Genomic DNA, 14,928 nt, shown 5'->3' with positions numbered 1-14,928 from the left:
CCTTCCTCCAGCGGGTCGCGATCCTGCTCGGCCTCATCGTCGGCACGGCCGCCGCGATACCGATGGGCAAGGTCGACTTCCACCACCTCTCCCAGGCGCCGCTGTTCGCACTGCCGGAGCCGTTCACCTTCGGCGCCCCACAGTTCGAGGCGCCGGTCATCGCCACCATGCTCGTGGTCACGCTCGTCTCGATGACGGAGTCCACCGCCTCTCTCATCGCCGTGGGATCGGTCGTCGACCGTCCCGTCGACGACCGCGTCATCGCCGGCAGCCTGCGTGCCCAAGGCCTGGGCACCACACTCGGGGGCGCCCTGGGAGCCTTCGTGAGCTGTGCCTACGCGCAGAACGTGGGCCTTGTCGCGATCAGCCGCATCCGGAGCCGCTACGCGGTCACCCTCTGCGGAGCGATCCTGGTACTCATGGGCCTCGTGCCTGTCCTGGCCTCGCTGGTAGCCCTCGTACCGCTCCCCGTACTCGGTGGGGCGGGCGTGGTCTTCTTCGGCTCGATCACCGTCACCGGGATCCGGACCCTCGCCAAGGCGTCGCTGGCCACCGGGCACAACGGCATCATCGTCTCCGTCGCCCTCGCCTTCGGCCTCTTCCCCGTCGCGTCATCGGACTTCTACGAGCACCTCCCGACACCCGCCGCCATGATCCTGGGATCGGGCATCACCGCCGGATGCCTTGCCGCCCTCCTCCTCAACCTGCTGCTCAACCACTTCGGACGAGGCAGCGAGGCACACGAGAGCCAGATCCCCACGACCCAGGTCAACGCCTTCGACGGCCCGGCACACCTTCCTCCGCGTTCGGGCCGGCAGCGCCGATGAACCGGGAGCCGGCCGAGAGCCGGCGAAGGACCTTGCCGCGGCAGTTGGCGAGAGAGCCCGACTTCGTAGCCGTCGAGTTCTGTGCTGACAGGCAGGAATGGGGGCGTGGTCGTGGGTGATCTGCGTGGTCACGCGAACTCCTTTGTCCGGACTTGGGGTTGCTCAGGACCGGCAGCGCGACGGAGTCCCCGCAATGCCTGTGGACCGACACCAGGCGACGCTGCGCGCGTGCCCCGCTCCTGCCGGGCCCCAAGCGTTCAGGACACGACACGCGAAGACCGCACGAAGCCGTCGCCGACGTGTTCACCCGCGTGGCCAGGGAGGCGTCGATTCTGCTCACCGTTCGTCTGAGCGAACACTGGCGTATATCGGTCCGTACCGGCGCCGGCGGTGCACGAGAGCCGCGGCGCGCCCAGTCGATTCACACTGCTTCACGAGGATTTCGATCATGCGAACTACGCGCGTCAACCTGCCCGTACGGCGTTGACGCCCCCACGCCGTCTCGGCGAGACTCCTGGATCATGCAGCCCCCGCGTGACCGCTCGGTCACCCTCGTACAGCGCCGACACGTGGACCTCGTCCGTGTCGCGAGCGCTGTCTGTCGCTGCCGCTGACCGACTGACTTCCCGCTCGCCCCACACCCGTGCGCTCCTTCGCTCGCCCTGACCGACGGGCGGCCCCGGTGGCATGCGCTCACGTACTCCTGGAGTCCTTTATGTCCACGCCCCTGTCCCGCCGTGCCCTCGGCGGGATCGCCGCCGGTGCCGCTGCCGCGGCCGCTCTCGGCACTACCGCGTCCGCCGTGCAAGCGGCCCCCGCGACCGACCCGCAGGAGCGTTCCTTCCGCGCCGCGCAGCCGCGCCGTCACTCCCGACGGCCCAACATCCTCTTCATCCTGGGCGACGACCTCGGCTGGGCGGACCTCTCCTCCTACGGCTCCCCGCACATCCTCACCCCCCACCTGGACCGCCTCGCCCGCGAAGGCGTCCGTTTCACCGACGCCTACTCCGGCTCGGCGACGTGCTCGCCCACCCGCTTCAGCCTCTACACCGGCCGCTACCCGGGCCGTACGAAGGGCGGGCTCGCCGAGCCGATCGCGGACAAGTCCGTAGGCCTGGACGCCACCCACCCCACGCTCGCCTCGTTGCTCCGGGTCACCGGATACGACACCGCCCTCATCGGGAAGTGGCACTGCGGCTACCTGCCCGACTACTCCCCGACCCGCTCCGGCTGGGACGAATTCTTCGGCAACTTCGGTGGCGCGCTGGAGTACTACTCCAAGCTCGGCCTCGGCGGCGAGTACGACCTCTACGAGGGCGACGCCGAGTACAAGGACCTGCGCTACTACACCCGGATTCTCACCGAGCGGGCGAGCGAGTACGTCAGCCGGGATCACGACAAGCCCTGGTTGCTCAACCTCAACTTCACCACCCCGCACTGGCCGTGGATCGCGGACGGCGACAAGGAGGCGAGCGACGAGATAGTCCGCCGGATCAAGGCGGGTGACCGCTCCGCCCTGTGGCACCAGGACGGCGGTTCGATCGAGAAGTACAAGGACATGGTCGAGGACCTCGACCGCTCGATCGGTCAGGTCCTCAAGGCGCTCAAGCGCTCCGGCCAGGAGCAGGACACGCTCGTCTTCTTCGCGAGCGACAACGGCGGTGAGCGCTTCTCCTACAACTGGCCGCTCGCCGGAAACAAGGGTTCCCTCCAGGAGGGCGGCATCCGCGTCCCCTCGATCCTGCGCTGGCCCGCCCGGATCGACGGCGGTCAGGTCAGCGACCTGCCGATCTTCACCCCCGACTGGACAGCGACCCTCCTCGACCTGGCCGGCGCCCGCCCCCACCCCGCCTACCCGCTCGACGGCACCAGCCTCGCGGGGCACCTGCTGCGCGGCGCCGAGGTACCCGAGCGCGACCTGTTCTGGCGGGTCCGGGGCGAGCGGGCACTGCGCCGCGGCGACTGGAAGTACTACCGGGGCAAGTCCGGTCGCGACCAGCTCTTCCACCTGTCCGAGGACTCCCGCGAGCAGGCGGACCGGGCCGCGTTCGAACCGACACGCCTCGCCGAGCTCCGGACCGCCTGGGAGCGGATCGACGCGGGTCTGCTCCGCTACTGAGCAGTGGTCTGGTCATGCGGGTGCTCTGGGTGGCGTAGTGTTGTGTCTACCGACGCGGGGTGGAGCAGCTCGGTAGCTCGCTGGGCTCATAACCCAGAGGTCGCAGGTTCAAATCCTGTCCCCGCTACTGAAGTGACATGAGGCCCGGATCCTGTGGATCCGGGCCTCATGCTCGTTGTCGGACGCCGTCTGTACGGACGGAAGCGCGTGCTCTGGTCCAGGCGATTCAGTGGAATACGGCGGTGTGTTCTCCAACCGTGCCCGAGCCGCCAGAATCCACGATCGGTGAGGGGGATTCGGCGCATCCCAGGAGGCGATCGTGGTGCTCTCTCGGCGCGGACGAAGGGCGTCCTTCCGCGCGCTGACGGCGTTCCCGACCAGTTGTGACCAGTACGCGATCCGTCACGGCGATCGCGGAATCGCCGGTCGGCATGGGCGGCTCGTCGCTCGACGGGGCACGGATTGCCATCACGTCTTATCGACCTGGACATCGGCCGGTCCGGCACCAACCGGAATCCGCCCCGGACAACTGAGCCCTCCCATCTTGACTGAATTTTCAGTCGGGGCGAGGGTGAGCCGCAATCGACCGACCGACCCTCGCAAGGGAGCCCCATGGCCACGCACCTCACGTCCCGACGCCGGCTTCTCCAGTTCGGTGCGGCGGCCGTGCCGCTCGCCGCCCTCGGATCGGCACTGCCCACGGCCGCCGTCGCGGCGACCGCCGCTTCGGGCACCATGCTGCGGATCCCCGCGAGACCGACCCTCACGTGCGTACCTTCATGGCCTGGCCGGCTCTGTCGTCGGTCTGGTCCACGCAGCTCGGGGGCGTCCGCGACGACATCGCGCGCCATCTCCCGTTTCGAGCCGGTCGTCGTCCTGGCACGCCCCTCGCAGGCCGCCGATGCCCGGTACGTCTGCGGCCCCGGCGCCTACCACGGCATCGAGGTCGTCGAGATTCCCGTCGACGACCTGTGGATCCGCGACTTCGGCCCCACTTTCGTCGTTGCGCCCGGCGCCGCCGCCGACGTGGACACCAACTTCAACGGGTGGGGCAAGACCGGCACGAGCTACTACCAGCCCTTTGCCAATGACGCTGCGGCGGCCACGACGCTCCTGAGCCAGTACGGGGTCAACAGGATCCGGGCTCCGTTCGCCGGAGAGGGCGGTTCGCTGGAAACCGACGGCCAGGGCACCTTGATGGCGACGGTCAGTTCCATGGTGAACAGCAACCGGAACCCGGGCATGACCCAGGATCAGGTGGAGCAGTCGATGAATTGGGGCCCTCGGTGCGGACAAGGTCATCTGGGTCCCGGGCCTGGCCGGCCAGGACATCACGGACTGGCACGTCGACTGTCTCGCACGCTTCGTCGCGCCGGGCAAGGTGATCCTCGACCAGCCGGGCCCCGGCGCCAGCAGCAAGTGGGTCGCCGTCTACAACGAGACCAAGAAGGTCCTGCAAAGCGCCACCGACGCCGCTGGACGCAGACGGGCCATCACGGAACTCCCCGGACCCGACCGCCGCTACATCCGAGGAAGGGGCACGGACTTCCTGTCCAGCTACACCAACTACCACACCGAGAACGGCGCCGTTCTCGTGCCCCAGTTCGGCGACAGCTACGCCGACGACGTGGCATACGGCATCCTGCGGACCGCGTACCCCGGCCGGACCGTCGTCCAGGTCAGGATCGACAACATCGCCTCCGGCGGCGGTGGCATCCACTGCGCCACCCAGTCCCAGCCCGTCGTACCCGCGGTGGTCTGACGCGCGGGCGCCGGACGACGTGGATGGCCCCCGACCCCTTCTACGGGTGCCACCCACTCGGCAGGGCCGGTCACGCCCGGCCCCCGGCGGTACGCGGGAACGAGCAGGCGTTCCGAACCCGACGCCTCCCGGAGTCACAGCCCGGAGCCATCCGTGGAGCGGAGGCGTAGCAGGCGCGTCACCCGGCAGGCGTTCCTGCAAGAGACTGCTGGGCGAACGGAAGGAGACCCTCGTCGCCTTCGTTGATCACGCCCGGCCCGCGCCCTAGTCGGTCGCGCCCCGGTTCGGGCACGATGAGCCGGTCGTGACCGGGCCGCATGCGCGACCGGGGGAGTGTTGTTCGACGACCGGGGGGAGTGGCCATGGGCAGGTTCACACGAGGCAGGCCGACGAACGGAATGGACGCCCAACGGCGGGTGCGACGCAGCCCGTTGCTCTTCACCGTGCCGATCGTGCTGCTCGTCCTGCTGACGGCGGTCCTCGGCTGGGAGGCGGTCAGGGCCAACATGACGGCGGCGGCCCGCACCGAGTGGCCGTGGCGGCTGGAGCTGCTCGACATGGAGCCGCTCGGCAGTCTGCTCGCGGTCGCGGTCGGCGCGGTCCTCGCCAGAGCCCAGTACGCCCGCACCGTCCGTCCGGCGCTGGGCTGGCGTGCCGACTGGACCACCGGCCACCTGCGGGGCGGCGTACCCGAATGGCAGGTCGGGCTGCTCAACGGAGGCTCACACACCGTGGTGATCGAGGCCTACGAGTGCCGGGCCGTCCTGCGCGGCCACGACCCGCAGCACGCCGCGCCGTGGACCGACGTCGAGGGCGTGGCCCACGTGCTGACCGAGGCCGGGCTCACCGTAGGAGTGGACTTCCAGCTGATCACCATGGGCAACTTCCCCCTGGTGGGCACCGGCTCCTACGAGACGACGATGCTCGGCGCCTTCTCGCAGCGCTTCGTCGACCAGGTCGAGACCTTCCACATCAAAGTCCGCGTCGGCGACGTCGTCGGGGACAGCCACGAGCGGATCCTCGACGCATTGAAGGGCGCCCGCTCGACCTCGTATCAGCGCCCGGCACCCTGACGCTCCAGCCAGCGCAGCACGTCCGGCAGTGCCAACTGGGCGGCGAAGTGACCGGCGTCCGGTACGAGGACGAGCTCGGCGCCGGGAATCCGGCCGGCCAGCCAACGGGTGTGCGCCACAGGCGAGAACGCGTCGTCGAGGCCGTGCCACAGCAGAACGGGCGAAGCGACCGAGACGGCATCGAAACCCCACGGCCGGACGAAGGCCAGACAGTCGTCGAGCCAGCCGTGATGCGAGATCCGCAGTGCCTCCCGGTAGGTGCGCAGCAGCACCGCACGCACCCGTGGGTCCTCGACCACCGACAGGTCATGGGGGGAGAGATCGGCACGCAGGTCGTCGAGGAGGCGTACCGGGTCGCGCCGAAGGACGACGGCCCGATCAGCCAGGTCCCGTTCGAGCCCACCGGGATCCCGCCCGTCCAGATGGGTGCGGGCCAGACCGTACTCGCGCACGTTGAACGGCGTCATGCCCGCGAACCAGTCCAGGCCGGGCGCGTCCGGCGGGGCGAGCCCGACCAGCACGGCGGCCGCCTGGACCCGCTCCGGAAGCAGCGCCGCGCACGCGAGCGCGTGCGGCCCCCCACCGGACCGGCCGACCACCGCGAACCGCTCGACACCGAAGGCATCGGCGACAGCCGCCGCATCCCGGGCCGCGTCGGCGACCAGACGGCCCGCAGCGCGCCCCGACTCCCCGTAGCCCGGACGGTCGTAGGCGAGAAACCGGAAACCGGGGTGCTGCTCCGCGACCCCTGGCAGCAGGGTGCCGAGCCGGGTACCGGGCGTCCCATGAAAGAGCACCACCGGAGCCCCTGAAGGACTGCCCCATTCCTCGGCCACCAGGACCCGACCGTCATCGGTACGCACAAGGTGTCCCATGAGAGAGAGCCTAGGCCGGAACGGGGCCCTGGCGGCAGACACCGTCGGCACCGCCGGCACGAGTTGCTTGCCGGTCGGCACCGGCATTCGACTCGTGCCGCGGGAGCGGCGGATCTCATGGAGGGCTGCGGCGATCAGGTGAGACAGGCAGTCACCGCGTATCCGGCCACACCCCCGCGAGGTTGACCGTCCAGAACCTCACCGAGACGTACGACTGAATCCCCACCGCGTGTCAGCCCCCGACGCGGCGGCTGCGACCAGCGGCCCGTCCCGCGCCGCGGGCGGCGGCGCAGACCGCACCGATGACGAGCCCGCAGCGGCGCGATCCGCTCTCACGGCCAGACGAACGGCCGTACTCGTGGTGTCACCACATAGTGGGAACCATGAGTCTGCCCACCAGCCGATCGGCACCAGGCCAGGCCCCGTCGAGCAACAACCGCATCTCCACAGAGACCGGCGCCCGAGCGCTGGCCCCGCCCAAACCCCGCACGGCGCGCTCGTGCGACGCACCAGAACGGAAGACCTCTGTGCCCCAGGGAGAACACCCGCCGCGATCCGCGCGGCATCCAGGGCCACGACCGGGAAACCAACGACACTCCCGCAGCCGTCAAAGGCCGGCCAGATGACCACCGAGCCCCCCGTCACCCGCAGGAGGCGGGCCCGCCGGCCGCGCACCCACGCACTGGCGCTGGTCGCCGTGGTGACCGTGGCCGGGGCGCTGCTTGCCGGCACAGCCGACCCGGCGGGCTCCGACCCTCGCGACGGTGCCGCGCACACGACATCCGACCCAGCCAGCCACGGCCGCATCCCGCCCGGCGGACGGGTGAAGGCGACCACACCCCCCGCCGCCCCCCGGATCCAGCTACTGCGGGCAGTGACGCGAGAGACGCTTCCCCACGATCCCCGAGCCTTCACCCAGGGCCTGGAATTCCGCGGCGCCACCCTCTACGAGAGCACCGGCCGTGTCGGTGAGTCCTCCCTGCGAGCCGGACCGCCGGGCAAACCCCCCACTCGGTACGTCGAACTGCCGGCGCCCTTGTTCGGTGAGGGCATCACCCTGACCGGCTCCACGCTGTGGCAGCTCACCTGGCGCAACGGCATCGCCATCGAGCGCGACCCCACCACACTCGCGGAACGTCGCCGAGTCGGCTACCAGGGCGAAGGCTGGGGCCTGTGCCACCAGCGCCACGCCGGACGGGAACGGCTGGTGATGAGCGACGGCACGGACCGGCTCACCTTCCGCGACCCGGACACCTTCACGGTGACGGGCGGCATCAACGTCCACCAGGACGGCCGGCCCGTCACACGGCTCAACGAACTGGAGTGCACGTCCGACGGCTCCGTCTACGCCAACGTGTATCCGACGGACACGATCCTGCGCATCGACCCGGACACCGGCACCGTCACCGCGAACATCGAGGCCACCGGACTCCTGACCGCGTCCGAACGCCGCGGAGCCAGACAACTCAACGGCATCGCCGCCGTACCGGGAACGGACACGTTCTTGATCACCGGCAAGCTTTGGCCCCACATGTTCCAGGTCACCTTCGTCCCCAGATGAGCCACCCCGCCCGCTCCCGCGGCCGGCTTCCGTAGGGACAGCGGGCTACGACCCCGAGCCGGCTGCGCCAGACTTCCTTGGCCCGTCCGTGCTCGATGGTGGCCAGGCCGTGAAGGCGTACACCGGCGAACATGCAGACAGCCGCATGCCGCGCCGAAGTCGGGGAAGTCGCGGAAGTCCTCGAACAAGTGCGACTTCCGAAGGAACCGGCGCAACCGCTCGCGCCGCGCTCAGGTCGGCTTGCGCCATACGGAGATGTGTTTCGAGGAGTCCTGTGTGAAGGGTGCCCCGTCCCAGTCCGCGACGCGGCGTTCCAGTTCGAGCCCGGCGATCCGTGCCATCAGGTCGAGCTCCGCGGGCCAGGCGTACCGGTGCCGGGAGCTGTCCCGGCGGTATCGGCCGTCTGCGTCATCGCGGGTGAGGTGGTGCGAGACGAGAATCTGCTCGACCAGGTCGAAGGTGTCGAAGCCGAGGTGCCGCTCTGAGACGTCGAACGGCACCGCGACCTGGCCGGGCGGAAGGAACCGCAGGGGTGGCACGCCCAGTTCGATCACGAATCGGCCGCCGGGTGCCAGGTGACGCGCGGCGTTCCGGAAGCACTCGACCTGCTCGTCCTGCGTGAGCAGGTTGGTGATGGTGTTGTAGACGAGATAGACCAGGGAGAACTCCCCGGGGACGACGGTGGTGGCCATGTCCCCGATGGCCACCGGGAGGGTGCCGGCGTCGGCCTTGCGCCGTAGCACCGCTGCCATGTGCTCGGACAGTTCGATGCCTGCCACCGGCACGCCACGCTCCCGGAGCGGGACGCCTACTCGTCCGGTTCCGATGGCGAACTCCAGTGCCCGGCCGTCTCCGGCGAGGTCGGCGAGGAAGGCGAGAGTCGGTCCGAGGACGGCGGCCGAGGACATCTCGGTCTCCTCGGCGTCGTAACGGTCAGCGGTCGCACGGGTCCACAGCTCACTGCTTGTCACGGCCGACCACTCTGCCCGGTGCACAGGGGCGCTGTCGACGCATATATCCTCCGTCGCCCCTGGCCGACGCCGACGACGTGAACCACGGCTTCGGTACGGACTTCCTCGGGTCGGAGACACTGCCCACAGATGCGGGAGACGACTCAAGCCACGGAAGTCTGAACACCCCAACCGGGGGGAGGGGCAGGCCCTCGCGTGGGGCTGTCGGGGTCAGGGGAGGGAGACGGCTCGGGTGAGGCGGTCGGCTGCGTCGACGGCGGCCTGTGCGAGCCGGGTGCCCGGGTGTCGGGTGAGGCGTTGGATCGGGCCGGTGACGGTGACGGCGGCCACGACACGGTGGGACGGGCCGCGGACCGGAGCGGAGACGGAGGCCATGCCGGGTTCGCCCTCGCCGATCGACTGGGCCCAGCCCCGGCGCCGTACGCCGCTGAGGGCGGTGGCCGTGAAGCGAGCACCCTGCAGAGCCTGGTGGAAGTGCTCGGGTTCCTCCCAGGCCAGCAGGACCTGGGCGGCGGAGCCGGCCTTCATGGGGAGCGTGGATCCCACGGGCACGATGTCCCGCAGGCCGGCGGTCCGCTCGGCGGCGGCGACGCAGACACGCATCTCGCCCTGGCGCCGGTAGAGCTGCGCGCTCTCGCCGGTGGCGTCCCGAAGGGAGGTGAGGACGGGGCCGGCCGCGGCCAGCAGACTGTCCTCGCCCGCGACGGCCGAGAGCTCGCCGAGTCGAGCGCCGAGCACGAAGCGGCCCTGCACATCCCTGCCGACCAGGCGGTGACGTTCGAGTGCGAGGGCGAGCCGGTGGACCGTGGGCCGTGCCAAGCCGGTGGAGGCGACCAGTCCCGCCAGACTGGCCGGGCCCGACGCCAGCGCGCCGAGGATCACTGCGACCTTGTCGAGGACGCCAACACCACTAGAAATATCCGGAATATCCATTGAAGGGGGTGCTCCAGTCTCGGTCCGCGAGCCATGACTCGCGGCGATCTCGCTCAGGGGAGGGCGGGATGATCAGCGGGGGAGGGCCGAAACGGCCGGCCGATACGCCGCGGCGATCACGAGATGGGTACGCAAGAAGCCCGGGGCGGACAGAGCCGGGGCGAAGGGCAGCACAGAGAGCACCGTGTCTCCTCATCTTTTCCCGCGCCACGTTGGCGCGGGCCGGAGTTGGCACTGATCCCGACGGTGCGGCGCGAACATTGAGCGCCGAGTCGACCGGGGAGTTGCCGGGGCTTCGTAGGGCCGGTCCCTCCACCCCTCTGGATGATTCGCGAGGAACGATACAAGACTCCCGGGGCTACCTGCCAATGGCTTCCTGTCCAGGAAAGTGGCCGGTCGCATCACCGCGACAGTGCCAGCGGGCGACCCGAATCCGGACGGGAGCTCAGGGGTGAGGTTGACGAGGCCCCCTGAACCTCCCCGCGCCGCGCCTCAGGTGGTGGGCCGGTAAGGAAGTGCAGGCCGGTCTCTTGTTTACCTTACGGGTCGACCCGTAAAGTAATTGTCATGAGCTCCTCTCCGCCCTCCAGGGGCCGTCCCAGGGATCCCCGATCGCACGAGGCGATCATCGACGCGACGGCCAAGCTGGTGGTCGAGGTCGGCTACGCCGCAACATCTATCGGGGCGGTGGCCGCGCGGGCCGGTGTCGGCAAGGACACGATCTACCGGCGGTGGGCGGGCAAGCCGGAGTTGGTCTTCGAGGCCGTCTTCACGACGACCGACGATGCTCCCGCCCCGGACACCGGAACGCTGACCGGGGACCTGACCGCAATGTTGCAGGGCCTGATCGACGAGTTCCACGCGCCCGCCGCCGCGGCGGCACTCCCGGGGCTGCTCGCCGACTTCGCCGCCGATCCGGAACTGCAGGCCCGCATCCGCGGCGACTTCCTGGCCCCGTCGAAGCAGCGGCTGCTGGTCGTCTTCGAACGCGCCGCGTCGCGTGGGGAAATCGCGGCCGAAACGCCTGTGGACCTGGTCCTGGACACGCTGGCAGGAGCCGTGCTCTTCCACGTAGGACTGGTCGGGGAACGCCCTCACCAGCAGCTGGCCGCAACTCTGGCCACGGTCGTGGCCAACGGAATCGAGGTCCGATGAACGGCTGGCTTCTCGCGGCAGGAATCACCGCGCTCGGCGTGGCCGCAGTGCACATCGCCGCCGGGCACCGCGACGTGGTGCGCCCGCTGCTGTCCTGCCGGCTCGCGGACGAACCCAAGCGTGTCCTGCACGCCGTATGGCACATGGTGAGCATCGACCTGATGCTCTCCGGACTGGCTCTGCTGTACCTCTCCCTGGCGGACGGTACGCCGGGGACCGGCGTGGTGGCGTGGTTCGTGGCCGCGCACTTCATCGCGTACGCGGCAGCCTTCCTGGTCGTCACGCTGTCCGTCGGCTGGCCCAGACCACTGCTCCGCTTGCCGCAGTGGATTCTTCTCCTGCCGGTCGCGGCACTGGCAGCGGCGGGCGCCGCATAGCCGCACCCTCCAAGAGCCTCCCGCGACCGCCCCTGTCCGCCGTGGATGACAGCCACCCACGCACACAGCCGTCGGCGGCACTGCCGCGCCGCCCCGGTCTCCGTAGAGGGCGATCGCTGCTCACCGCGGCGCGGACCCGGAGGGACCACTCGAAAGGTCAGGCATGAGCGCTGGGCTCAGACGAGAGGGTGGACCCGGCGCTCGCCCGGCACGGACCCCAGTGCGACCCCTCCACGGTGCGGCCCGGGTGGCGGATGTCCAGAGTGCATCCACTTGCACCCTCTCGTACATCAAATGAGGAGGTCAGGGGATCAGATTTCTGATTGACCAGGGTTCCGGTACGGGTGATAGTGAGCCTCGCGGCCGCGTTCGTCCGGCCTGCTGCACCAGGGGTGGGGACTCTTGAACGACAACAAGGACAACGTGCGAGGGCGGGTCGACGTGCTTGTCGCCGCCGGCCGGCCGGCCGAGGCGCGGGCCACCGCGCGGACCGGGCTTGACACCGACGGGCCCGACGCCGGGCTCTTCCTCGCACTCGCCCGGGCCCACCTGGCCGAGGACGACGATGACCATGACGACGACGCCGAGCGGGTATTCCGTGAGGGCCTGGACGCTTTCCCGAACGACATAGGTCTGCTCGCCGGGTACGCGGAACTCTGCGCCCGCACCGACGCGCTGGACCGGCCGGGGCGACACGCCCGGGGCCCCGGGCTCCTCGCCCGGCTGCGAGAACTCGCGCCGCATTCACCGGAGTTGCTGCGGGCCGAGGCTGCGGGAAGCTCCGTTTCCATGAGCGCCAAGAACACTGTCTCGGCGCGCCGGGTGCAGTCGTTCGACGCGGCCCGTGTCTTCGCCGAAGCGCCTACGCCTCAGGCGGCCGCCGCTCAGGCCGCGCAGTGGGCCTCCGCGGCCCCGCGCGACCTGCGGCTGGCCGTGCTTGCGGAGACGACCGGAGCGCTCGCCGCAGCCGGCCGGACCTGGTCGCGCCTGCTGCTGCGCCGGGGCCTCGAGTACCGCTTCGCCGTCGGTGTGGTCGTCGCTGTGCTGATAGTCCTGCGCATCACCGCCCTGCCGGCGGTGCCGTTCGGCGTGGCGACGGGAGTGGGGCTGTTGCTGGGGCTGCCGTTCCTCGGCCTCCGCAAGCAGCTGCGGGGCGCCCGTGAGCGGGCTGCCGAGCGGCTGGCCATAGCCGTTGCCGCTACCGTTACCGCGACCGTACCCGGTGACGAAGCGGGTGTCGGGGGCGACGGGTTCGGGCCGCCGGAGCTTCCGCCCGTGCCCCGCGTCACTCCGCGCGAGTACGCGTACGCCGGAGCCGGACTCGTGCTCCTGCTGGTGATTGGTGTCACGGCGTACACCTCTTCCCTCGCCTATCCGCGCTACGACGTCGTCACCCACGACACCTTCCGGGGTCTGCAAGGCATCGACCTCCGTGAGGAGTTCGACCCGTTCGGCGCCGTACCCGACAACGAGAAGGAAGCGTCGACGGCCCGGGTGTACGTCGCCGAAGACGCCACGCCTGACGCCGCCGCCGAATACCTGGTCGCTGTGACGACCGGAGACTTCCACGAGATGCGGGAGTCGTACGTGTACGGCGGCAACGGACTCGTGCCCGACGACATGGCAGGGGCCGGCATCGTCCACGACACCTGGCGGGCCGAGGCCGGCCCGTACGGCGCCTGGATGCGGTGCCTCAGGTACATCGAGGCGGCCACCGGCACACCCCGGGCGTCGTGCGTGTGGGGCGACAAGGGCAGCATGGGCATGGTCCTGTTCACGGACGCGGACAGGAACCGCGACGCGGTCGAGGAGACAGCCCGGTCCGTCGGCGCCGACTTCCTCCGGCGCGCTGAGGACTGACCCCCTGATCCGGGCCGCGATCGACGCCGTCGGGTGACCGGACGCAACTTCCTTGAGGCCCGGCGCAGCGCATCCTTGACGCCGAAGGCACGGCACGACCGCCATCGGCGACCTTACGGCGAGGTGGACCGCTCAGGAGAGCGGAGCACGAGCAAGGTGATCTCGCTGGGGGCGAAGACACGGAAGGGCGGGCCCCAGAAGCCGGTGCCGCGGCTGGTGTAGAGAAGGGTGCGGGCGCCGTGGTGGCTGAGGCCGGCGACGGCGGGCTGGTCGAGGCGGACCAAGTAGTGGAAGGGCCAGATCTGGCCGCCGTGGGTGTGGCCGGAGAGCTGGAGGTCGATTCCGTGGGCCGCCGCCCGGTCGACGAACTTGGGCTGGTGAGCGAGCAGGAGGACGGGCAGGTCGGGATCGGTGCCCTGGAGGGCTCCGGCGAGGTGGGCGCGGTGACCCGCCAGTCCGGAGGACTCGGCGGTGACGTCGTCGACACCTGCGACCACGAGGGTGTCACCGCCGCGTTCGAGCAGCAGATGCCGGTTGCGCAGCGGCTCCCAGCCGAGCTCGTCCATCAGGTCGACCCAGCCCTGGGCCTCGCTGTAGTACTCGTGGTTGCCGGTGACGTAGACCAAGGCCCGCGTCGCCCGCACGGTGCCCAGGGGAGCGGCCTGGGCGCGACGGCGTTCGGCCGTGCCGTCCGCGATGTCACCGGTGTGGCACACCAGATCCGCTTCCAGGCTGTTGACCGTCTCGCAGACCCGTGCCGACCAGCGGGCGCGGTCGAGCGGACCGTAGTGGGTGTCGGTGATCAGAACGACTCGGGTGCCGTCCAGCCCGGCTCCCAGACGGGGGAGCGGCACATCGAGTCGGCGCACGCGCGGCACGCGTCGGGCCTCGACGTATCCCCATGCGAGCAGTACGCCGGCTATGCAGAGGACGGTCCAGGTGACGATGCGCGCCCGGCCCTGTCCGTCACCGACACCGGCCACGGTCAGGACAAGCCGCAGCGGGACACCGAGCAGAACGGACCAGGTGAACAGGACCCAGCTGCCGCCCAGCAGCGTGTCACCGACGATTGCCGCCCGGTCCTGCTGGCGGCGGCCGTGGCCGCGTGCCATCGCGAGCGGCATTCCGGCCAGGCCGAGGGCGAAGAACGCGGTGCCGGCCAGTGTGACGGGGAGCGGCCAGCGCTGACCGGTGTGCAGGAGAACCCAGCACGGCACGGCCCACAGCAGGACGGGGGCAATCAAGGGGATGTAGCGCATCAGGCGCCACAATCGGCTCCGTGACGCCCCTTGCGCCTCCTGGGCGGCGGATCGGGTGTTGCTGATCTCTGTCACGCTTCCCTCCTGAGATCCTGTCCGGCGGACCGGGCGACCCGCTGCGCAGGTCGCTACGCTGCGGCCACAACCGGGCGGCCG

At 70.3% G+C, this 14,928-nt stretch carries 12 protein-coding genes, 1 tRNA gene, 2 pseudogenes and 1 riboswitch; of the genes and pseudogenes, 11 read left to right on the top strand and 4 right to left on the bottom strand.

What is annotated here, in order from left to right; translation table 11 throughout:
• Positions 1-2: 2 nt before the first annotated feature.
• From DEJ46_RS00655 to DEJ46_RS00635, 7 genes and pseudogenes are all read left to right on the top strand, one after another.
• A pseudogene (locus DEJ46_RS00655) lies at positions 3-827 on the top strand (solute carrier family 23 protein); the annotation flags it as partial.
• Between the two features lie 521 nt (positions 828-1,348).
• A complete protein-coding gene (locus DEJ46_RS40840; RefSeq protein WP_351823287.1) occupies positions 1,349-1,441 on the top strand; it encodes a putative leader peptide in 93 nt (30 codons plus the stop codon).
• A 101-nt stretch (positions 1,442-1,542) separates the two neighbouring features.
• Positions 1,543-2,946 carry a sulfatase gene (locus tag DEJ46_RS00650; protein WP_150263435.1) on the top strand — a complete coding sequence of 468 codons (1,404 nt, stop codon included), beginning with the start codon at positions 1,543-1,545 and terminating at the stop codon, positions 2,944-2,946.
• Between the two features lie 53 nt (positions 2,947-2,999).
• A tRNA-Met gene (locus tag DEJ46_RS00645) sits at positions 3,000-3,073 on the top strand.
• Positions 3,074-3,558: 485 nt separating this feature from the next.
• A pseudogene (locus tag DEJ46_RS40835) lies at positions 3,559-4,158 on the top strand (agmatine deiminase family protein); the annotation flags it as partial.
• Positions 4,159-4,219: 61 nt separating this feature from the next.
• Positions 4,220-4,708: an agmatine deiminase family protein gene (locus DEJ46_RS40425; RefSeq protein WP_317852214.1), complete on the top strand. Its 489-nt coding sequence runs from the start codon at positions 4,220-4,222 to the stop codon at positions 4,706-4,708.
• 362 nt (positions 4,709-5,070) lie between these two features.
• The gene (locus DEJ46_RS00635; protein WP_223834427.1) at positions 5,071-5,781 is read left to right on the top strand and encodes a hypothetical protein; all 711 of its coding nucleotides are present in this window, start codon (positions 5,071-5,073) and stop codon (positions 5,779-5,781) included.
• Here DEJ46_RS00635 and DEJ46_RS00630 read toward each other — a convergent pair.
• On the bottom strand, positions 5,763-6,656 hold the full coding sequence (locus DEJ46_RS00630; protein WP_150263433.1) for an alpha/beta fold hydrolase: 894 nt from the start codon (positions 6,654-6,656) through the stop codon (positions 5,763-5,765). The two genes, DEJ46_RS00635 and DEJ46_RS00630, sit on opposite strands and share 19 nt — an antisense overlap.
• A 622-nt stretch (positions 6,657-7,278) precedes the next feature.
• On the opposite strand from DEJ46_RS00630, the gene DEJ46_RS00625 reads away from it, so the two are divergent.
• Entirely contained in the window at positions 7,279-8,217 is a 939-nt protein-coding gene (locus DEJ46_RS00625) for a glutaminyl-peptide cyclotransferase (protein WP_150263431.1), read from the top strand.
• Positions 8,218-8,447: 230 nt separating this feature from the next.
• On the opposite strand, the gene DEJ46_RS00620 is transcribed toward DEJ46_RS00625, so the two are convergent.
• Positions 8,448-9,188: a class I SAM-dependent DNA methyltransferase gene (locus DEJ46_RS00620; protein WP_150263429.1), complete on the bottom strand. Its 741-nt coding sequence runs from the start codon at positions 9,186-9,188 to the stop codon at positions 8,448-8,450.
• A gap of 210 nt (positions 9,189-9,398) precedes the next feature.
• Entirely contained in the window at positions 9,399-10,121 is a 723-nt protein-coding gene (locus DEJ46_RS00615; RefSeq protein ID WP_150263427.1) for an IclR family transcriptional regulator, read from the bottom strand.
• A 189-nt stretch (positions 10,122-10,310) separates the two neighbouring features.
• Positions 10,311-10,452: riboswitch (SAM riboswitch) on the bottom strand.
• Between the two features lie 236 nt (positions 10,453-10,688).
• On the opposite strand from DEJ46_RS00615, the gene DEJ46_RS00610 reads away from it, so the two are divergent.
• The 3 genes from DEJ46_RS00610 to DEJ46_RS00600 all read left to right on the top strand — a co-directional run bounded on the left by DEJ46_RS00610 (position 10,689) and on the right by DEJ46_RS00600 (position 13,513).
• Positions 10,689-11,276 carry a TetR/AcrR family transcriptional regulator gene (locus tag DEJ46_RS00610; protein ID WP_150263426.1) on the top strand — a complete coding sequence of 196 codons (588 nt, stop codon included), beginning with the start codon at positions 10,689-10,691 and terminating at the stop codon, positions 11,274-11,276.
• On the top strand, positions 11,273-11,653 hold the full coding sequence (locus DEJ46_RS00605; protein ID WP_150263424.1) for a hypothetical protein: 381 nt from the start codon (positions 11,273-11,275) through the stop codon (positions 11,651-11,653). The genes DEJ46_RS00610 and DEJ46_RS00605 overlap by 4 nt, the downstream gene beginning before the upstream one ends.
• Before the next feature lie 402 nt (positions 11,654-12,055).
• A complete protein-coding gene (locus tag DEJ46_RS00600; RefSeq protein ID WP_150263422.1) occupies positions 12,056-13,513 on the top strand; it encodes a hypothetical protein in 1,458 nt (485 codons plus the stop codon).
• A gap of 113 nt (positions 13,514-13,626) precedes the next feature.
• Here DEJ46_RS00600 and DEJ46_RS00595 read toward each other — a convergent pair whose 3' ends face one another.
• Positions 13,627-14,847 (bottom strand): metallophosphoesterase, encoded by a 1,221-nt coding sequence (locus DEJ46_RS00595; RefSeq protein ID WP_150263420.1) that lies wholly within the window; start codon positions 14,845-14,847, stop codon positions 13,627-13,629.
• Positions 14,848-14,928 lie beyond the last annotated feature (81 nt).

Source organism: Streptomyces venezuelae, assembly GCF_008642375.1.
GTDB lineage: Bacteria > Actinomycetota > Actinomycetes > Streptomycetales > Streptomycetaceae > Streptomyces > Streptomyces venezuelae_G.
Note: the sequence above shows the minus strand (reverse complement) of the source record. Positions and strands in the feature narration are given on the sequence as shown.